Raw genomic sequence first — 15,956 nt, forward strand, 5'->3', positions numbered from 1 at the left:
GCCGCACCGACGTGGACGACCCGGGCATCGCCCACCTCGAGCTCATCGACGTCGTCCGTCGCTTCACCCGCACCGTCACCGGCGAGTTCTCCGTCGCGCAGCTGCTCGGCGACCTCGTGACCTCGGCGCTGCGGGTGCTGGACGTGGACGGCGCGGGGGTCGTCGTCCCCGGCCCCGGCGGCGTGCTGGCGCTGGCCTCCGCCGCGCCGCGGGACGTGGAGGAGCTGGAGCGCTTCCAGCAGCTGACCCAGGACGGGCCCTGCTTCGACGCCTTCCGCCTCGAGCAGGTCGTCACCTCCGGCGACCTGGCCCTGGAGGGCGACTGGCCGGCCTACCAGTCCTTCGCCGTCGAGCAGGGCGTGCACACCGTCGCCGCGCTCCCGCTGCGCGGGCGCGACGGCGCGCTGGGCGTGCTGACCGTCTACCGCCGCCGGCCCCGCCGCTTCAGCACCCGCGACCTGGCCGCCGCCGGGGCGCTGGCCGACCTGGCCGCCTCCTACCTGGCGGTGACCGCGGCGCGCGACGAGGCCCGCGCCGCGCGCGAGGAGCTGGCCCACCTGGCCGCCCACGACCCGCTGACCGGGCTGCCGGTGCGCTCGGTCTTCCTGCAGCGCCTGGACGCCGCCGTGGCCGCGCTGGGGCCGGGCGCCGCGCTCGGGCTGCTCTTCGTGGACCTCGACGGGCTGAAGTACGCCAACGACACCTACGGCCACCTCGCCGGCGACGAGCTGATCCGCGAGAGCGCCCGCCGCCTGCGGGCCGCGCTGCGCCCCACCGACCTGGTGGCGCGGGTGGGCGGTGACGAGTTCCTCGTCCTGCTGGAGGGGTTCACCACCGAGCAGGCCACCCGGGAGGCCACGGCCGTCGCCGACCGCGTCGTGCGCGAGTTCGCCGCCCCGGTGAGCGGCACGGGCGTGCAGCCGTCGGCGAGCATCGGCGTCGTGGTGGCCACCGGCGAGGACCCGCTGGCCCCGGAGGCGCTGGTCTCGCGCGCCGACGCCGCCATGTACCTGGCCAAGAGCCGCGGGCGGGGGCGCTCGGCGCTCTTCGACCCCGCCGTCTACGCCCACGCCAGCTCCCGCGCGCACCTCGTGCCGGACCTGCAGCGGGCGCTGTCGGCGGGTGAGCTGGAGCTGCACTACCAGCCGATCGTCGACATCCCCAGCGCGCGCGTGAGCGCCGTCGAGGCGCTGGTGCGCTGGCAGCACCCCGAGCGCGGCCTGCTGGCCGCCGAGGAGTTCATCGAGGCCGCCGAGCACGCGCGGCTCATCGGGGCGCTGGGCGCGTGGGTCCTGCAGACCGCCTGCCGGCAGCTGGCGCAGTGGGACCGCGAGCTGGGCGCCGCCTCCCCGGAACGGGTGTTCGTCAACGTCTCCGTCCACGAGCTGGTCGACGAGCGGCTGGAGGAGCAGGTCGTGCGCAGCCTCGCGCAGGCCGGTCTGGCACCGGGACGGCTGGTCCTGGAGGTCACCGAGTCCGGCTTCCTCGACGACCCCCGCGGCGTCGCGGTGCTCTCGCGGCTGCGCTCCCTGGGCTGCGCCCTGGCCATCGACGACTTCGGCTCCGGCTACTCCTCCCTCGGCCGCCTGGTGCACCTGCCGGCGTCCGTGCTCAAGATCGACCGCAGCTTCACCCAGGCGCTGGCCACCACGGCCGAGGCCACCCCCGTCATCGCCTCGGTCGTGCGGCTCGGCCTCGACCTCGGCTGCGACGTCGTCGTCGAGGGCGTCGAGGACGCCTCGACCCTGCAGCGCCTCGCGGACGTCGGCTGCCGGCTGGCGCAGGGGTACCACCTCTCGCGCCCGGTGCCGGCCGCGCAGCTGACCGCGGCGCTCAGCGCCTGAGCCCCGCGGCCGGCACCCCGGCCGACACCCTCAGACGTCCATCCGCTGCAGCCGCCACGAGGCCAGCGCCACCGAGACCACCGCCACCGCGGCGAGCACGAGCGCGGAGGTGCCCACCCCCGTCGCGGCGACCGTGCCCAGCGGGACGTCCCCCGGGATCGCCAGCGAGGCCACCCGGCGGCCGTAGGAGCCGATCGACAGACCCCGCAGCGCGGGCGCCAGACCCGCCAGGAAGGTCTCCCACAGCACCACGTACGCCAGGCCCGCCAGCAGCCCGCGACGGGTCAGCAGCGACAGCAGCACGAACACCCCGCAGTAGGCCGCCGACGTCAGCGCCGTCGCCAGCGCGACCCCGCCGAGGACCCGCCCGGCGGGCTGCTGCACCGAGATCCCCAGCCCCGCGCACGCCGCGGCGGCCGGCAGGCAGACGACGACCGTCGAGGTCCAGGCGGCCGCGAACCGGGCCACCACGACGTGCCAGCGGGGCCGGGCCACGCCCCGCAGCAGCGGCAGCGTGCCGGAGTCGCGCTCGTCGCCGAAGGCCCCGATCCCCAGCACCAGCGCGACGATCGGGACGACGAGACCGGTGAGCAGGTTGCCCGTGAAGGTGTTCTGCACCCCGTAGCGGGCGGGCACGCTCGTGGTGGCCACGACCGCGACGACGACCGCGGCGACGACCAGCGGCAGCGCCGCGAAACCCGCCGTCCGCCCGCGGAAGAGGATGCCGCGCAGGGAGAACCCGAACAGCGAGGTCGACAGCGAGGCAGGCAGCGCGCTCATCGGCCCGCCCCCCTCGCCGCGCGCACCAGGTGCGCGAAGGTGCTCTCCAGGTCCTCGCCCACGCCCTCCACCCGGCGCAGCGTGGCCCCGGTGCGCTGCGCCAGCCGCGGCACGGCCTCCGCCAGCGCCACCGCCCGCGGCGCCTCGACGAGCACGCCGGTGCGCCCGGCCCCCTCCCGGCGCACCGAGACCACGAGCCCCTCCGCCAGCAGCGCCCCGGCCAGTTCCAGCACGCGTCCCCCCTCCAGCCGCACCGTGCGCGGACGGTCCACCAGCAGTTCCCGGATGGCCGTGGGCTCCCCCTCGGCGACCAGCCGGCCGTTGACGACGACGAGCACCCGCTCGGCCATGCGCTCCACCTCGGCGAGCACGTGCGAGCTCACCAGCACCGTGCGCCCCTGCTCGCCCAGGCGGGCGAGCAGGTCCACGTCGGCGCGCCGCTGCGCGGGGTCCAGGCCGTTGAGGGGCTCGTCGAGCAGCAGCACCTGCGGGTCGTGCACGAGCGCCTGCGCGAGCTTCACCCGCTGCCGCATGCCCTTGGAGAAGCCCCCGACGCGGCGGTCGGCGGCGTCGGTGAGCCCGACCGCGGCCAGGACCTCCGCGGCCGCCCGGCCCGGGGAGCGCACCCCGCGCTGGCGGGCCAGGAACTCCACCTGCGTGCGGGCGCTGGCGTGCGCCCAGGTGCCCTCGCCGTCGGCGACGATCCCCAGCACCCGGTGCACGGCCGGGTCGGCGTGCGGGTCCAGCCCCGCGACGCGGACGACGCCCTGGCTGGGGCGGGTGGCGCCCGCCAGCAGGGCCAGCGCCGTCGACTTGCCGGCGCCGTTGTGCCCGAGCAGGCCGGTGACGCCGGCCCCCAGCCGGACGGTGACGTCGGAGAGGGCGACGGTGTCGCCGAACCACTTGCTCACCCCGGTCAGCTCCACCTGCACGTCCCGCACCCGCGCCTGCTGCACGTCCTGCACCTGCGCGCTCACGCGTCGCTCCCCCGTCCGTAGCGGGCGGCGAGCACGGCCGTGCCGCCGACGACGACCACCGCCCACACCACCCAGGCCAGCGTCCCCGGCCCGCTGACCTGCCCGTCGACGATGGAGGCGGCCAGCCGCACCGGGCCGCTGGAGGGGTCCAGCGCCAGCGGCCACTCGGCGCCGGTGACGACGGCGAGCACCCCCGCCAGCGCCGGGCCGACGAGGACGACCGCGAGGTAGCCGCCGACGGCGAACACCCGCCGGGAGGTCAGCGAGCCCACGGCCAGCCCCAGCGCGGCGTGGAAGAGCACCACGACCGCCGAGGCGAGCACGATGCGCGGCAGGTCCCCGGCGTGGTCGGCGGCCCAGGTGCCCGGCGCGTCGGCGGTGGCGATGGAGCCGACGAAGAGCACGAGCATCGGCCCCAGCACGATGAGCGCCAGCAGCCACAGCGCCGCGAGCACCGAGCCGACGACGTACTCCAGCCACGACAGCGCCGTGGCGAAGTACAGCGACAGCACCCGGTCGCGGCGGTCGCGGGTCAGCATCGAGGGGATCGAGGTGGCCACGAACGCCAGCAGCACCACGGAGTTCGTCGCCAGCAGCGCCGAGTAGCCGATGAGGTCGGTGGGCTGCACCTGCACCGCCGGCACCAGCAGCGGCACCGCGACGACGGCCAGCGCCGGCAGGTAGGCCACGGCCAGCAGCAGGAACGGCCAAACCTTCGCGCCGGCGCTGCGGCGCAGGCCCAGCGGGCGGCGCACGCTGGAGGTGACGAACGCCCCCACGGCCGAGCGCCGCGGGCGCAGCGCGCCGCTGAAGCGCGAGTAGCGGATGTCGTGCAGCACCGCGCGCGGCGCCGGCCCCCCGGCTCCCGCGCCCACGCGTCCCTCAGCCACGGGTGCCTCCCATCGCGTCGACGACGACGTCCTCCAGCCCGCGCGCGGCGGGCACCAGCCGCGTCACGCCCGCGCCCAGCTCGGCGGCGAGGTCGCGCACGGCGTCCAGGGCGGCGTCCGGGCTGGCCGACAGCCCGATGCCACCGGCGGCGGTCGGGCTCAACCGCACCCCCAGGGCCTCCACCCGCGGGGCCAGCGCCGCGGCGAACGCGGCGGCGTCGGAGGTCACCCGCAGCTCGACCGCCCCCGAGGGGTCGTGGCCGACGGCGACGGGGCGCTGGGCGGCCAGCGTCCCCGAGCGCAGGACGACGACCTCGTCGCAGGTGCGCTCGATGTCGTCCAGCACGTGGGAGCTGGCCACGACGCGGATGCCCAGCTCGGTGGACAGCCGGCGCACGATGGCGAGCATCTCCTCGCGCCCGGCGGGGTCCAGGCCCGAGGTGGGCTCGTCCAGCAGGACCAGGTCGGGGCCGTGGACGATGGCCTGCGCCAGCTTGGTGCGCTGCTGCATGCCCAGCGAGTACGAGCCCACGGGGCGGCGGCGCTCCTCCTCCAGGCCGACGGCGAAGAGGACCTCGCTGGTGCGGCGCACGGCGTCGCGGCGGCCGAGGCCGCGCAGCCGCGCCAGGTGCACGCACACGTCCTGCGCGGACATGTCGGCCGGCAGGCAGGGGTGCTCGGGCATGAAGCCCACCCGCCGGCGCACCTCGGCGCGCTCGCGCACGACGTCGAGGCCGAGGACGCTGACCGCGCCGCTCCCGGGCCGGACCAGGCCGAGGGCGGCGCGCAGCAGCGTGGACTTGCCGGCGCCGTTCGCGCCGAGCAGTCCGGTGGCCCCGGCCGCCATCGTCACGTCGAGGCGGTCGAGGGCCTGCACCGCGGACGTGCCCGCGCCGAAGCGCACGCTGACGTCGCGGCAGGCGATCCCGGGCGGGTCGAGGGTGCTCACGCACCCATCCGAGCACCTGCGGGTGCCGCGCGGCGTCCATCCTCCGTCGCGGGTCCTGTGCGACGTCCGGGCAGGATCCGTGCGCGCGGTGGAACGCGCGTCAGCCGGCGTAGGTCGCCACGACGGGGGCGTGGTCGGAGAAGCGCTCGGCGTAGCTGGGTGCCCGGTCGGTCTCCACCGAGCGCAGCTTCTGCGCCAGCCCGGGGGTCACCAGCTGGTAGTCGATGCGCCACCCGGTGTCGCGGTCGAAGGCCTGCCCCCGCCAGGACCACCAGGCGTACGGGCCGTCCACGTCGCCGGCCACCCGCCGCTGGGCGTCCACCCAGCCGAGCTCGCCGAACCAGTGGTCGAAGTGGGCGCGCTCGTCCTCCAGGAAGCCCGCCTTGCCGCGGTTGCCCTTGGAGTTCCTGATGTCGCGCTCGGTGTGGGCGATGTTGAGGTCGCCGGCGACGAGGGCCTCGCGGCCGGTGTCGGCGGCCACCCGTCCCAGGTGCGCGAGGCGGGCGTCCATCGCGTCGAGGAAGCGGTACTTGTCCTCCTGCTGCGCCGAGCCCACCTCGCCGGAGTGCACGTACGCGCTGACGAACGTCATCGGGCCGAGGGCCGTGTCGAGGTCCACCTCGATCCAGCGGCCGAAGGTCTCGAAGTACCCGGAGTCGTCGACGCCGATGCGGACCGCGGAGAACTCCGCGTGCGCGGCGACCGCCACCCCGGCGCGGCCCTTGGCCGCGGCCTCGGTGTGCGCGACGTGGGCGTAGCCCGGCAGCGCCTTGCGCAGCTCGGCGTCGGGGGCGCGGACCTCCTGCAGCAGCAGGACGTCGGGGCCGCGGGTCTCCAGCCACGGGTGCATCCCGCGCCGCACCGCGGCCCGGACCCCGTTGACGTTGACGGTCGCGACGACGAGGGACTTCTTGCGGGCGGCCACGGCCGGGGACGCTACCGGACCCCGGCGACAGGCCCCGCGCGACGCTGCGCGGGGCCCGCCGGGGCGCGCCTCAGCGCAGCCCGGCCGCCCGCTCCGCGCTCTCGACGACGTTGGTCAGCAGCAGCGCGCGCGTCATCGGCCCGACCCCGCCGGGGTTGGGGGCCACGAAGCCGGCGACCTCGGCCACGTCGAGGGCCACGTCCCCGGTGAGCCGGCTCCTGCCGGTCTGCGGGTCCGGGACGCGGGAGACGCCGACGTCCAGCACGGCCGCGCCGGGCTTGACGACGTCCCTGGTCACCAGGCCGGGGACCCCGGCCGCCGCGACGACGACGTCGGCGCGGCGCAGGTGCGAGGCGAGGTCGCGGGTGCCGGTGTGGCAGAGGGTGACCGTGGCGTTGGGGTGGCGGCGGGTCAGCAGCAGCCCGATGGGCCGCCCGACGGTGACGCCGCGGCCCACGACGACGACCTCCGCGCCGTCCAGCGGCACGTCGTGGCGCTGCAGCAGGTCGATGACCCCGCGCGGGGTGCACGGCAGCGGGGAGGTGATCTCCTCGCGCACCCGCAGCACCAGCCGGCCCAGGTTCGTCGGGTGCAGGCCGTCGGCGTCCTTGGCGGGGTCGACGAGCTCCAGGACGCGGTTGGCGTCGACACCGGCGGGCAGCGGCAGCTGGACGATGAACCCGGTGCAGGCGGGGTCGGCGTTGAGCTGGGCGACCTCGGACTCGATCTCGCCCTGGGTGGCGGTGCCCGGCAGCTCCACCTGGATCGAGGCGATGCCCACCTCGGCGCAGTCGCGGTGCTTGCCGCGCACGTAGCTGGCCGAGCCGGGGTCGTCGCCGACCAGGACGGTGCCCAGGCCCGGGACGACGCCGCGCTCGCGCAGCACCGCCACCCGCTCCTTCAGGTCCGCCTTGACCGCCGCCGCCGCGGCCCTGCCGTCGAGGACGACCGCGCTCACGCGAAGGTCCCCGCGCTCGGGTACAGCGGGAAGTCGGCCGTCAGCTTCGCGACGCGTGCGCGCAGCGCGTCCGCGTCGAAGTCCGGCTTGAGCGCCTGCGCGATGACGTCGGCGACCTCGGTGAACTCCTGCGCGCCGAAGCCGCGGGTGGCCAGCGCCGGGGTGCCGATGCGCAGCCCCGAGGTGACCATCGGCGGGCGCGGGTCGAAGGGCACCGCGTTGCGGTTGACGGTGATGCCGACCTCGTGGAGGCGGTCCTCGGCCTGCTTGCCGTCGAGCGCGGAGTCGCGCAGGTCGACGAGGACGAGGTGGACGTCGGTGCCGCCGGTCAGGACGGAGACGCCGGCCTCGCGCACGTCGGCGGCGGTGAGCCGCTCGGCGACGATCCGCGCGCCCTCCAGGGTGCGGCGCTGGCGCTCGGCGAACTCCTCGCCGGCGGCGACCTTGAAGGCGACGGCCTTCGCCGCGACGACGTGCATGAGCGGGCCGCCCTGCTGGCCGGGGAAGACCGCGGAGTCGACCTTCTTGGCGAACTCCTGCCGGGTGAGGATCAGCCCGGAGCGCGGGCCCGCGAGCGTCTTGTGGACCGTGGAGGTGACCACGTCCGCGTGCGGGACGGGCGAGGGGTGCAGCCCCGCGGCGACCAGGCCGGCGAAGTGCGCCATGTCGACCATGAGGTGCGCGCCGACCTCGTCGGCGATGGAGCGGAAGGCGGCGAAGTCGAGCTGGCGGGGGTAGGCCGACCAGCCGGCGATGATGAGCTTCGGGCGCGCCGACAGCGCCGTGGCGCGCACGACGTCCATGTCGACGCGGAAGGTCTGCGGGTCCACGCCGTAGGACGACACGTCGTACATGCGCCCGGAGAAGTTGATCTTCATGCCGTGGGTCAGGTGGCCGCCGTGGGCCAGCTCCAGGCCCAGGATGCCGTCGCCGCCGCGGATGAAGGCGTGCATGGCGGCCGCGTTGGCGCTGGCGCCCGAGTGCGGCTGGACGTTGGCGTGCTCGGCGCCGAACAGCGCCTTGGCGCGCTCGCGGGCCAGCTCCTCGGCCACGTCGACGTGCTCGCAGCCGCCGTAGTAGCGCTTGCCGGGGTAGCCCTCGGCGTACTTGTTGGTCAGCACGGAGCCCTGGGCCTCCAGCACCGAGCGCGGCGCGAAGTTCTCGCTCGCGATCATCTCCAGGGTGTCGCGCTGGCGGCCGAGCTCGGCGTCGAGCACGGCGGCGATCTCGGGGTCGACCTCGGCCAGCGGGCGGTCGGTCACACCCGCGCTGGTCCGGGTGGGCAGGACGTCGGTCACGTTGCGCTCCTCGTGCATCCGGGCGGCGGTGGCGACGCGAGGCCCAGGCGGACGACCCCGTGAACGGCGGGCCGGCGCGAGGACGGACCCGTTGCCGCTCCCCGGTGGTCCCCCACCTTCGCCAGTCGCGGCCGCTCCAGGTTAGCCCAGGCCCCGGTCAGCGGGCCACGGCCGCGTCGAGCACCGTGCGCATCTTGGCGGCCGTCTCGGCGACCTCGGCGTCCGGGTCCGAGCCCGCGACGATGCCCGCACCGGCGAACACGCGCAGCGTGCGGCCGGCGACCTCGGCGCAGCGCACGGCCACCACCCACTCGCCGTCGCCGTCGCCGTCCTGCCAGCCGACGGCCCCGGCGTAGCAGCCGCGGTCGATGCCGCCGGGCCCGCCCTCGACCTCGCGGATGACGTCGAGGGCGGCCGCGCGGGGGGAGCCGCCGACGGCCGGGGTGGGGTGCAGCGCCGCGACGAGGTCCACCGACGTGGTGGAGGTGTCGCTCAGCAGCGCGGTGATGCGGGTCGCCAGGTGCCAGACCGCCGGGGTGGCCAGCAGCTCCGGCTCGGGGGCGCTGATCTTGCGGCAGAACGGCGACAGCGCCTCGACGATGGCCTCGACGACGAAGGCGTGCTCGCGGCGGTCCTTGTCGGAGGACATCAGCTCGTCGGCGCGGCGCACGTCCTCGGCCGGCTCCGGCGAGCGCGGGGCGGACCCGGCCAGCGGGCGCAGCAGGACGCTGGGGCCTCGCCGGCGCAGCAGCAGCTCGGGGCTGGCGCCGACCAGCCAGCGCGCGCGGGGGGCGGCGGGGTCGTCCAGCGGCACCGCCAGCGAGGTCGCGGCGGGGTTGCGGGCCACGAGCTCGCCGAGCAGGTCCGGCACCGACCACTCCTCGAGGGCGTCCAGCTCCAGGGTGCGGGCCAGGACGACCTTCTGCAGCCCGCCGGCCTCGATGCGCGCCAGCGCCGCGCGGACGGCGTCGGCGTAGCCGGCCGGGGCCGGGCGGGGCCTGCTGCGCGCCACCGTCACCGCGCGGCGGCGGCCGAGCGGGGGCAGGTGCAGGGGGCCGGGCACCACCTGGGCGGGGCCCAGGCGCAGCGCGCCGGGGGCGTCGAGGTCGAAGGGCACGGCACCGGCGGCCACCACGCCCGGCGGGCAGTCCTCCAGCGCGCGCTCGACGCGCTGCAGCTGCTCGCGGCCGCTGCGGCCGGGCACGGGCGCGCGCGGGCCGGTCTGCAGCAGCGTCGACTTCTCGCCGGAGAAGACGGTGGCCCCGGCGCGCACCGCGAGGGCTGCCGCCGCAGGTTCAGGCACGCCCTCACCCTAGGCTGGTCCGCTGTGAGCACGCGCCCGAGGGTCCTGACCCTGTCCTGCCCCGACCGTCCCGGGATCGTCCACGCCGTGACGGGGGCCCTCGTCGCGCTCGACGCGAACATCACCGAGAGCCAGCAGTTCGGGGACCCGGACACCGGGCTGTTCACGATGCGGGTGGCCTTCGACGCCGCCGCCCCCGAGGAGGCGCTGCGCGCCACCCTGCAGGTCGTCGCGGCCCGCTTCGAGCTGACCTGGAAGCTGTCGGCGGCCGACGTGCCGATGCGCACCCTGGTCATGTGCTCCAAGCAGGGCCACTGCCTCAACGACCTGCTCTTCCGGCACCGCTCGGGCGACCTGCCCATCGACGTGGCCGCCGTGGTCTCCAACCACACCGACCTCGCCCCGCTGGCCGAGTTCTACGGCGTGCCCTTCCACCACGTGCCGGTCACCACCGGCGACGAGGCCTCGAAGGCGGCCGGGGAGGCGCGGCTGCTGGAGCTCGTCGACGAGCTCGACGTGGAGCTGGTGGTGCTGGCGCGCTACATGCAGATCCTGTCCGACCCGCTGTGCCGCAGCCTCACGGGCCGGGCAATCAACATCCACCACTCGTTCCTGCCGAGCTTCAAGGGGGCCCGCCCCTACCACCAGGCGCACGCGCGCGGGGTGAAGATCATCGGCGCGACGGCGCACTACGTGACCGCCGACCTCGACGAGGGCCCGATCATCGAGCAGGAGATCGAGCGGGTGGACCACCGCCACACCCCGGCCGAGCTGGTCCGGCTGGGCCAGGACGTGGAGGCCCGCACGCTGGCGCGCGCGGTGCGCTGGCACGCCGAGCAGCGGGTGCTGCTCGACGGCAACCGGACCGTCGTCTTCCGCTGAGCGCCCCGGGGCGCCCGCCCGCGCCGGGTGGCGCGGGACGGGCCTCCTGCGGGCCCCGCAGGCTCAGAAGCGGAACGGGATGGGGATGCCGCCGCAGCAGCACACCCCCTGCGTCTGCCCCGGCGTCAGCAGCGAGACCGCCCGGTAGCAGGCCAGGAAGCGCAGCGCGCTCGGCGCGGCGGAGCGCAGCAGGCCGCGCGAGCGCACGAGCTCGCGCACGGCGCCGGAGCAGGAGTCCCCGCCGTGGGCGACGCGGTGCGCGCACGCGTAGCCCTTCCGCGGCGACAGCCGCCGCTGGTAGCCGGCGATGGCCGCGTCGATCAGACGCGCGGGCAGCGTGGTGGAGAGCACGCGACGACGCTAGAGGGCGTCCACGGAGGTGTGCACGTCGAGACGCAGGTGCTCGGCGTCGATGGCGTCGGCGCGCACCAGGTCCTGCTCGAAGTCGATCTCCACGACGTCGCGGGCGGAGATGTCCACCGGCGCCACGCGCACGCCGCGCTCGATCGCCAGCTCGATCCCGCGCTCGAAGTAGTCCTGGTCCTCGCACGCGCGCAGGCACTCGATCAGGACGGCCTTGTCGCGCGAGGAGACGTAGTTGATGCCGACCGCCTCGCCGAGCCCGCCGACGACGGTCTTCGACAGCTCCTGGACGAACCCCTCGGCGTCGACGGTGTACTTGACCTCCTCGTCGCCCACGGCCTCGGTGTTGACGCAGACGAAGGACTCGTCGCGCGACAGCCACGGCTGCACGTCGAGCAGGATGCGCGGGTCGAAGACGACGTCGCCGTTGAGCCAGAGCACACCGCCCGGCTGGGAGGTCACCAGGGCCCGCAGCAGGCTCTTGGAGGTGTTCGTGGAGTCGAACAGCTCGTTGTAGGCGAAGAGGACGTCGGGACGCGCCTCCATGATCACCGTCGCCTTGAAGCCGACGACCACGGTGATCGGCACGTCCGCGCCGAGCACCGAGCGCAGGTTGTCCACCTGCTGCTGCATGATCGTGCGCCCGTCGCGCAACCGGGTCTGCGACTTGGGCAGCGGACGGCCCAGCCGGGTCCCCATCCCCGCGGCTAGGATCGACACCTGCACGTTCATCGGTTCTCCTCCCCGAGCACCAGGTCCAGGACCCGGTCGCTCGCGCGGCCGTCCTCCAGGTGGCAGAAGCGCTCCTGGAAGGCGGCGTAGCGGTCCTTGTACTGCGCTGCGACGGCGTCGACGTCGCGCAGCGCCTCGACGACCTCCTCGGAGGTCGCCAGCAGCGGGCCCGCGGCGATCTCCTCGAAGTCGAAGTAGAAGCCCCTGAGCACGTCCCGGTAGTGCTCGAGGTCGTGCACGTGGTGGACGATCGGCTTCCCGGTCACCGCGAAGTCGAACTGCACCGAGGAGTAGTCGGTGACGAGCACGTCAGCGGCGAGGTACAGGTCGCTGATGTCCGGGTGGAAGGAGACGTCGACCACCCCGGGCAGCTCGGCACCGGCCAGCGCGGCCGAGACCATGTAGTGCAGGCGCAGCATGAGGACGTGGTCCTCGCCCAGCTCGCGCTGGAAGCGCTCGACGTCGAAGCGCAGCGCGAACTTGGGGCCGTCGCCGAAGACGTCGTCGTCGCGCCACGTCGGCGCGTACAGGACGGCCTGCGCGTCCTCGGCGATGCCCAGCTGCTCGCGCACGCGCGCGCGCCGCTGGGCGGCGTCCGGGGCGAGCAGGACGTCGTTGCGCGGGTAGCCGGTCTCGTGCACCGGGCCCTCGAAGCGGAAGGCGCCGCGCAGCAGCGGCGTGCTGGCCGCGTTGGGCGACAGCAGCAGGTCCCAGCGGGCGACGTCGTGGTCGAGGCGGTCCAGCCGGCCCTCGGGGGCGAAGAGCACGTCGCGGTGGATGCGCTTCAGGGGCGTGCCGTGCCAGGTCTGCAGGTACGTGGCGCCGGGGGCCTTGTCCCACTCGAGGTCGAGGTGGGTGTTGGAGACGACGAGGTCGGCGCTCTCCAGGGCCTCGCGGGCCTCGGGCGTGCCGAAGGGCACGGTCACCGCGTCCGCGGGGAAGCCGTGCGCGTGCTCCGCGTCGGCGAGCCAGACGTGCTCGTGGTCCTGACCGGCCCGTGCCGTCAGCGCCTGGTGCAGCGCCTTCGGGTTGTCCGAGTACCGCCCCTCGAAGCTGTGGTAGACGATCTTCACTTCTCACCTCTGTCCGATCGCGTGACGCCCTTGTTCGACCGACCGCGAAGATGCGATGATGCCACCCCGCAGGCCCCGGCGCGCGTCACAGCCACCCGCGCCTGCGGAAGATGACGTACAGGGTGACGCTCAGGCCGAGCATCAGCGCCAGCGCCAGCGGGTACCCGAGGTACCAGTGCAGCTCCGGCATGTGGTCGAAGTTCATGCCGTAGATGCCGCCGACGAGGCTCGGGGCGAAGAGGATCGCCGCCCAGGAGGAGATCTTCTTGACCTCCTCGCTCTGGGCGTAGCTGGCCTCCGTCAGCGAGCGCATCTCCTCGTTCTGGCGCTGGCCGACCAGCGTCGCGTTGACCGTGAGGATGTCGCGCAGCTGGTTGCGGTAGCTCTCGATCCGCTCGGCCGCGACGGTGACGTGGTCGGCCACGTCGCGCAGGTAGCGCTGCAGCTCCTGGTCGACGCGGTACTTCTGGAAGCCGCCGGTCAGGCCGGTCAGGATCGCCTGCAGCGGGGTGACCGCGCGCTGGAAGTCGGCGACCTCCTGGGAGAGCTCGTAGATGCGGCGCGAGACCGTCGGGTCACCGGTGAAGACCTGGGTCTCGATTTCGTCGACGTCGTTCTCCAGCCCGCGCAGGACCGGCCCGTAGCCGTCGACGACGGCGTCCAGGATCGCGTACAGGACCGCCTCCGGGCCCAGGGCGAGCAGGTCGGGGTCGGCCTCCATGCGCCGGCGCACGGCCGACAGGTCCGGGGACTCGCTGTGGCGCACGGTGATGACGAAGTCCGGCCCGATGAACAGGTGCAGCTCGCCGAACTCGACCGACTCCCTGTCGTCGACGTAGCGCGCGGCGCGCAGGACGACGAAGAGCGTGTCGCCGTAGCGCTCCAGCTTCGGCCGCTGGTGCGCCAGGACGGCGTCCTCCACGGCCAGCTCGTGCAGCCCGAACTCGCCGGCGAGGGCGTTGAGCTCGTCCTCGGCCGGGCGGTAGAGCCCCATCCAGGCCACCCGCCCGCTCTCCTCGCGCAGCAGGCGGCAGGTGGCGACGAGGTCCTCCGGGGAGGCGAGGCGGCGCCCGTCGCGGTAGACGCCGCTGTCGACGAGGCTGCTGCGCCGCGTGGTCACCGGCACGGAGGGGATGGCGCCGTCGCGCGCCAGGTTGCGCGAGGGCATGGGGAGCCTGCGGCGGGGCACGGCACCTCCCGGGGTCGTCGGGTCGTCGGGTCGGTCGCGGGTGGCCGGCCGGCGGGGCCGCCGGGGGTGCGGCCCCGCCCAGTGTGACCGACGCGGCAGGTCGCGGGCGCCGGGAGCACCCGGACGCGGGAGCATCTGGGGCATGGGACTGGGTGGCGGGCCGAGCGAGTGGGACGAGTACGAGTGGATCAGCCTCGAGGACGTCCCGGACCCGGACGCCCCGGCGCCCGACCCGCTCGGGCAGGCGCTGCGCGCGCTGGTGCGCGACTACCCCGTGTGGGCCGGGCAGGGCGCCACCCGCGTGCTGCTGGTGGACCTGGACAACCTGCGCGCGGCCCGCGGGCGGCTGCGGGCGCGCCTGGACGTCGTCGTGGAGCTCGCCCGCCAGGCCGACCACGTCGTGCTGGCCGGCCAGGCCGGTGCCGTCGCGCGCTCCCGGCCGTGGCTGGCGGAGTTCGCCGCGGCCGCGCAGCCGGTGGCCGACGGGGCGGACGTGGCCGACCACGTGCTGCTGGCGGCGGCCGCGGCGGTCCCCGACCCGATCGAGGTGCTCGTGGTGAGCAACGACGGCATCTTCGCCGACCTCGCCGAGCGCGGGGACCTGACGATCCTCTCCCCCGGCATGGACGCGCTCAGCGACCGCCTGCACGGCGCGGCCAGCCTGCTCGTCGACCTCGCCGCGCTGGAGCGCGAGGCCGCCGCCTCCCTGCCGGTGGGCTGAGGCGCGGGCCCGAGGCGCGGGTCCGGGCCGCTCAGCGCGCCCGGCCGCCGGCCAGGCCCTCGACGAGCTCGGCGAGGAAGGCGCCGCGGTCGACCTCGACGACCGCGGTGGCCGGCTGCAGCGCGATCCCGCGGGGCAGCGCGGGCGGGGTGCCGTCGGGCAGCCGCAGCAGCCGGGCGCGGGTGGCGAAGCCGTTGCTCGTCACGGCGGCCGGTGCGCTGACGCGGCGGGTGACCAGCTCGGGGTGGACGAGGACGGCGGCGGCCAGCGGGTCGTGCACGGGTGCGACCGCCCGGCCCCACTCGTGCACGTAGAAGCGGTGGTAGGCCTCGAGGACGTCGGCGGCGAAGGCGCCCCAGGCGGTGCCGGCGTGGCGCAGCGAGCTCGTCATCGACTCCTCCAGGACGACCGTCCCGGTGACGTCGACGCCGACCATCGTCACGGTGTCGTCGGCGGGGCGGTCGGCGGACAGCAGCGCGTGCGCGGCCGCGGCGTCGTTCTGGACGTTGGCGTCGATCATCAGCGAGCGCCCCAGCGGCTGGTAGGGCCCGGAGCCGCCCATGAGGACCACCGAGCGCAGCTTGTGCAGCAGCTGCGGGTCCAGCCGCAGCGCGAGCGCGAGGTTGGTGAGCGGGCCCAGGGCCAGCAGGTCGTAGCGGCCGGGCGCCTCGTGGGCCAGCGCCACGACCTGCTCGGCCGCCGAGCGCTCGGTGACCTGCGGGTCGGGGCGCTGCAGGCCGAGGTCGCCGAGGCCGTCCTCGCCGTGCACGTAGCCGGCGATGTGCGCCTCGCCCTCCAGCGGGCCCGCCGCACCGCGCGAGAGCGGCACGCCCTCCAGCCCGGCCAGCCGCAGCACGAAGGCCGCGTTGCGCAGGGAGTCCTCGACGGCGCAGTTGCCGTAGACGGTGGTCACGGCGGCGATGTCGGCGCGGGGCGAGCCCGCAAGGTGCAGCAGCGCGAGGGCGTCGTCGAGGCCGGTGTCGGTGTCGACGATCACCTGGCGGCGCGCGGGGGGCTCGGTCATCCGCGGATCCTAGGGAACGCGCACGGCCCCGCACCCGGCCGGGTGCGG

16 protein-coding genes are annotated in these 15,956 nt (G+C 75.5%); 3 read left to right on the forward strand and 13 right to left on the reverse strand.

From position 1 onward, the window contains the following. Positions 1-11: 11 nt before the first annotated feature. Positions 12-1,844, forward strand: coding sequence for a putative bifunctional diguanylate cyclase/phosphodiesterase (locus ACRYM2_RS07470; protein WP_432521140.1), 1,833 nt, complete (start codon positions 12-14; stop codon positions 1,842-1,844). Between the two features lie 30 nt (positions 1,845-1,874). Here ACRYM2_RS07470 and ACRYM2_RS07475 read toward each other — a convergent pair whose 3' ends face one another. From ACRYM2_RS07475 to ACRYM2_RS07510, 8 genes are all read right to left on the reverse strand, one after another. Next, positions 1,875-2,624: an ABC transporter permease subunit gene (locus ACRYM2_RS07475; RefSeq protein ID WP_432521142.1), complete on the reverse strand. Its 750-nt coding sequence runs from the start codon at positions 2,622-2,624 to the stop codon at positions 1,875-1,877. Further along, complete coding sequence (locus ACRYM2_RS07480; protein ID WP_432521143.1) at positions 2,621-3,601, reverse strand: ABC transporter ATP-binding protein; 981 nt, start codon at positions 3,599-3,601, stop codon at positions 2,621-2,623. The genes ACRYM2_RS07475 and ACRYM2_RS07480 overlap by 4 nt, the downstream gene beginning before the upstream one ends. Beyond that, on the reverse strand, positions 3,598-4,491 hold the full coding sequence (locus tag ACRYM2_RS07485; RefSeq protein ID WP_432521145.1) for a hypothetical protein: 894 nt from the start codon (positions 4,489-4,491) through the stop codon (positions 3,598-3,600). Before ACRYM2_RS07485 ends, ACRYM2_RS07480 begins: the two co-directional genes overlap by 4 nt. Further along, the gene (locus ACRYM2_RS07490; RefSeq protein ID WP_432521146.1) at positions 4,484-5,440 is read right to left on the reverse strand and encodes an ABC transporter ATP-binding protein; all 957 of its coding nucleotides are present in this window, start codon (positions 5,438-5,440) and stop codon (positions 4,484-4,486) included. Before ACRYM2_RS07490 ends, ACRYM2_RS07485 begins: the two co-directional genes overlap by 8 nt. A 100-nt stretch (positions 5,441-5,540) precedes the next feature. Then, complete coding sequence (locus tag ACRYM2_RS07495) at positions 5,541-6,365, reverse strand: exodeoxyribonuclease III (protein ID WP_432521148.1); 825 nt, start codon at positions 6,363-6,365, stop codon at positions 5,541-5,543. A gap of 70 nt (positions 6,366-6,435) precedes the next feature. Next, positions 6,436-7,323, reverse strand: a complete 888-nt coding sequence (locus ACRYM2_RS07500; protein WP_432521149.1) for a bifunctional methylenetetrahydrofolate dehydrogenase/methenyltetrahydrofolate cyclohydrolase — start codon at positions 7,321-7,323, stop codon at positions 6,436-6,438. Beyond that, positions 7,320-8,621, reverse strand: coding sequence for a serine hydroxymethyltransferase (glyA, locus tag ACRYM2_RS07505; RefSeq protein ID WP_432521151.1), 1,302 nt, complete (start codon positions 8,619-8,621; stop codon positions 7,320-7,322). The genes ACRYM2_RS07500 and glyA overlap by 4 nt, the downstream gene beginning before the upstream one ends. Positions 8,622-8,778: 157 nt before the next feature. Further along, positions 8,779-9,924, reverse strand: a complete 1,146-nt coding sequence (locus ACRYM2_RS07510) for an isochorismate synthase (RefSeq protein WP_432521153.1) — start codon at positions 9,922-9,924, stop codon at positions 8,779-8,781. Between the two features lie 24 nt (positions 9,925-9,948). Between ACRYM2_RS07510 and purU the strand changes: the two genes are divergently transcribed. Continuing rightward, positions 9,949-10,806 carry a formyltetrahydrofolate deformylase gene (gene purU / locus ACRYM2_RS07515; RefSeq protein ID WP_432521154.1) on the forward strand — a complete coding sequence of 286 codons (858 nt, stop codon included), beginning with the start codon at positions 9,949-9,951 and terminating at the stop codon, positions 10,804-10,806. A gap of 63 nt (positions 10,807-10,869) precedes the next feature. Here the strand turns inward: purU and yidD are convergent, their stop codons facing one another. The 4 genes from yidD to corA form a co-directional block, all read right to left on the reverse strand. Further along, positions 10,870-11,157, reverse strand: a complete 288-nt coding sequence (gene yidD, locus ACRYM2_RS07520) for a membrane protein insertion efficiency factor YidD (protein ID WP_432521156.1) — start codon at positions 11,155-11,157, stop codon at positions 10,870-10,872. Positions 11,158-11,166: 9 nt separating this feature from the next. Beyond that, positions 11,167-11,901, reverse strand: a complete 735-nt coding sequence (locus ACRYM2_RS07525) for a phosphocholine cytidylyltransferase family protein (protein ID WP_432521158.1) — start codon at positions 11,899-11,901, stop codon at positions 11,167-11,169. Continuing rightward, positions 11,898-12,974 (reverse strand): CDP-glycerol glycerophosphotransferase family protein, encoded by a 1,077-nt coding sequence (locus ACRYM2_RS07530; RefSeq protein ID WP_432521159.1) that lies wholly within the window; start codon positions 12,972-12,974, stop codon positions 11,898-11,900. The genes ACRYM2_RS07525 and ACRYM2_RS07530 overlap by 4 nt, the downstream gene beginning before the upstream one ends. Before the next feature lie 85 nt (positions 12,975-13,059). Then, complete coding sequence (gene corA / locus ACRYM2_RS07535) at positions 13,060-14,142, reverse strand: magnesium/cobalt transporter CorA (protein ID WP_432521161.1); 1,083 nt, start codon at positions 14,140-14,142, stop codon at positions 13,060-13,062. A gap of 163 nt (positions 14,143-14,305) precedes the next feature. On the opposite strand from corA, the gene ACRYM2_RS07540 reads away from it, so the two are divergent. Further along, positions 14,306-14,884 (forward strand): hypothetical protein, encoded by a 579-nt coding sequence (locus ACRYM2_RS07540; protein ID WP_432521163.1) that lies wholly within the window; start codon positions 14,306-14,308, stop codon positions 14,882-14,884. 31 nt (positions 14,885-14,915) lie between these two features. Here the strand turns inward: ACRYM2_RS07540 and ACRYM2_RS07545 are convergent, their stop codons facing one another. After that, complete coding sequence (locus ACRYM2_RS07545) at positions 14,916-15,908, reverse strand: nucleoside hydrolase (RefSeq protein WP_432521165.1); 993 nt, start codon at positions 15,906-15,908, stop codon at positions 14,916-14,918. Between the last annotated feature and the right edge of the window lie 48 nt (positions 15,909-15,956).

The organism is Kineococcus aridisoli (assembly GCF_050871885.1).
Lineage (GTDB): Bacteria > Actinomycetota > Actinomycetes > Actinomycetales > Kineococcaceae > Kineococcus.

Coding starts and splice junctions, on each gene's coding strand:
- corA (WP_432521161.1), bottom strand. CDS start 14,142: ATGCCCTCGCGCAACCTGGCGCGCGACGGCGCCATCCCCTCCGTGCCG.
- ACRYM2_RS07540 (WP_432521163.1), top strand. CDS start 14,306: ATGGGACTGGGTGGCGGGCCGAGCGAGTGGGACGAGTACGAGTGGATC.
- ACRYM2_RS07525 (WP_432521158.1), bottom strand. CDS start 11,901: ATGAACGTGCAGGTGTCGATCCTAGCCGCGGGGATGGGGACCCGGCTG.
- ACRYM2_RS07545 (WP_432521165.1), bottom strand. CDS start 15,908: ATGACCGAGCCCCCCGCGCGCCGCCAGGTGATCGTCGACACCGACACC.
- ACRYM2_RS07475 (WP_432521142.1), bottom strand. CDS start 2,624: ATGAGCGCGCTGCCTGCCTCGCTGTCGACCTCGCTGTTCGGGTTCTCC.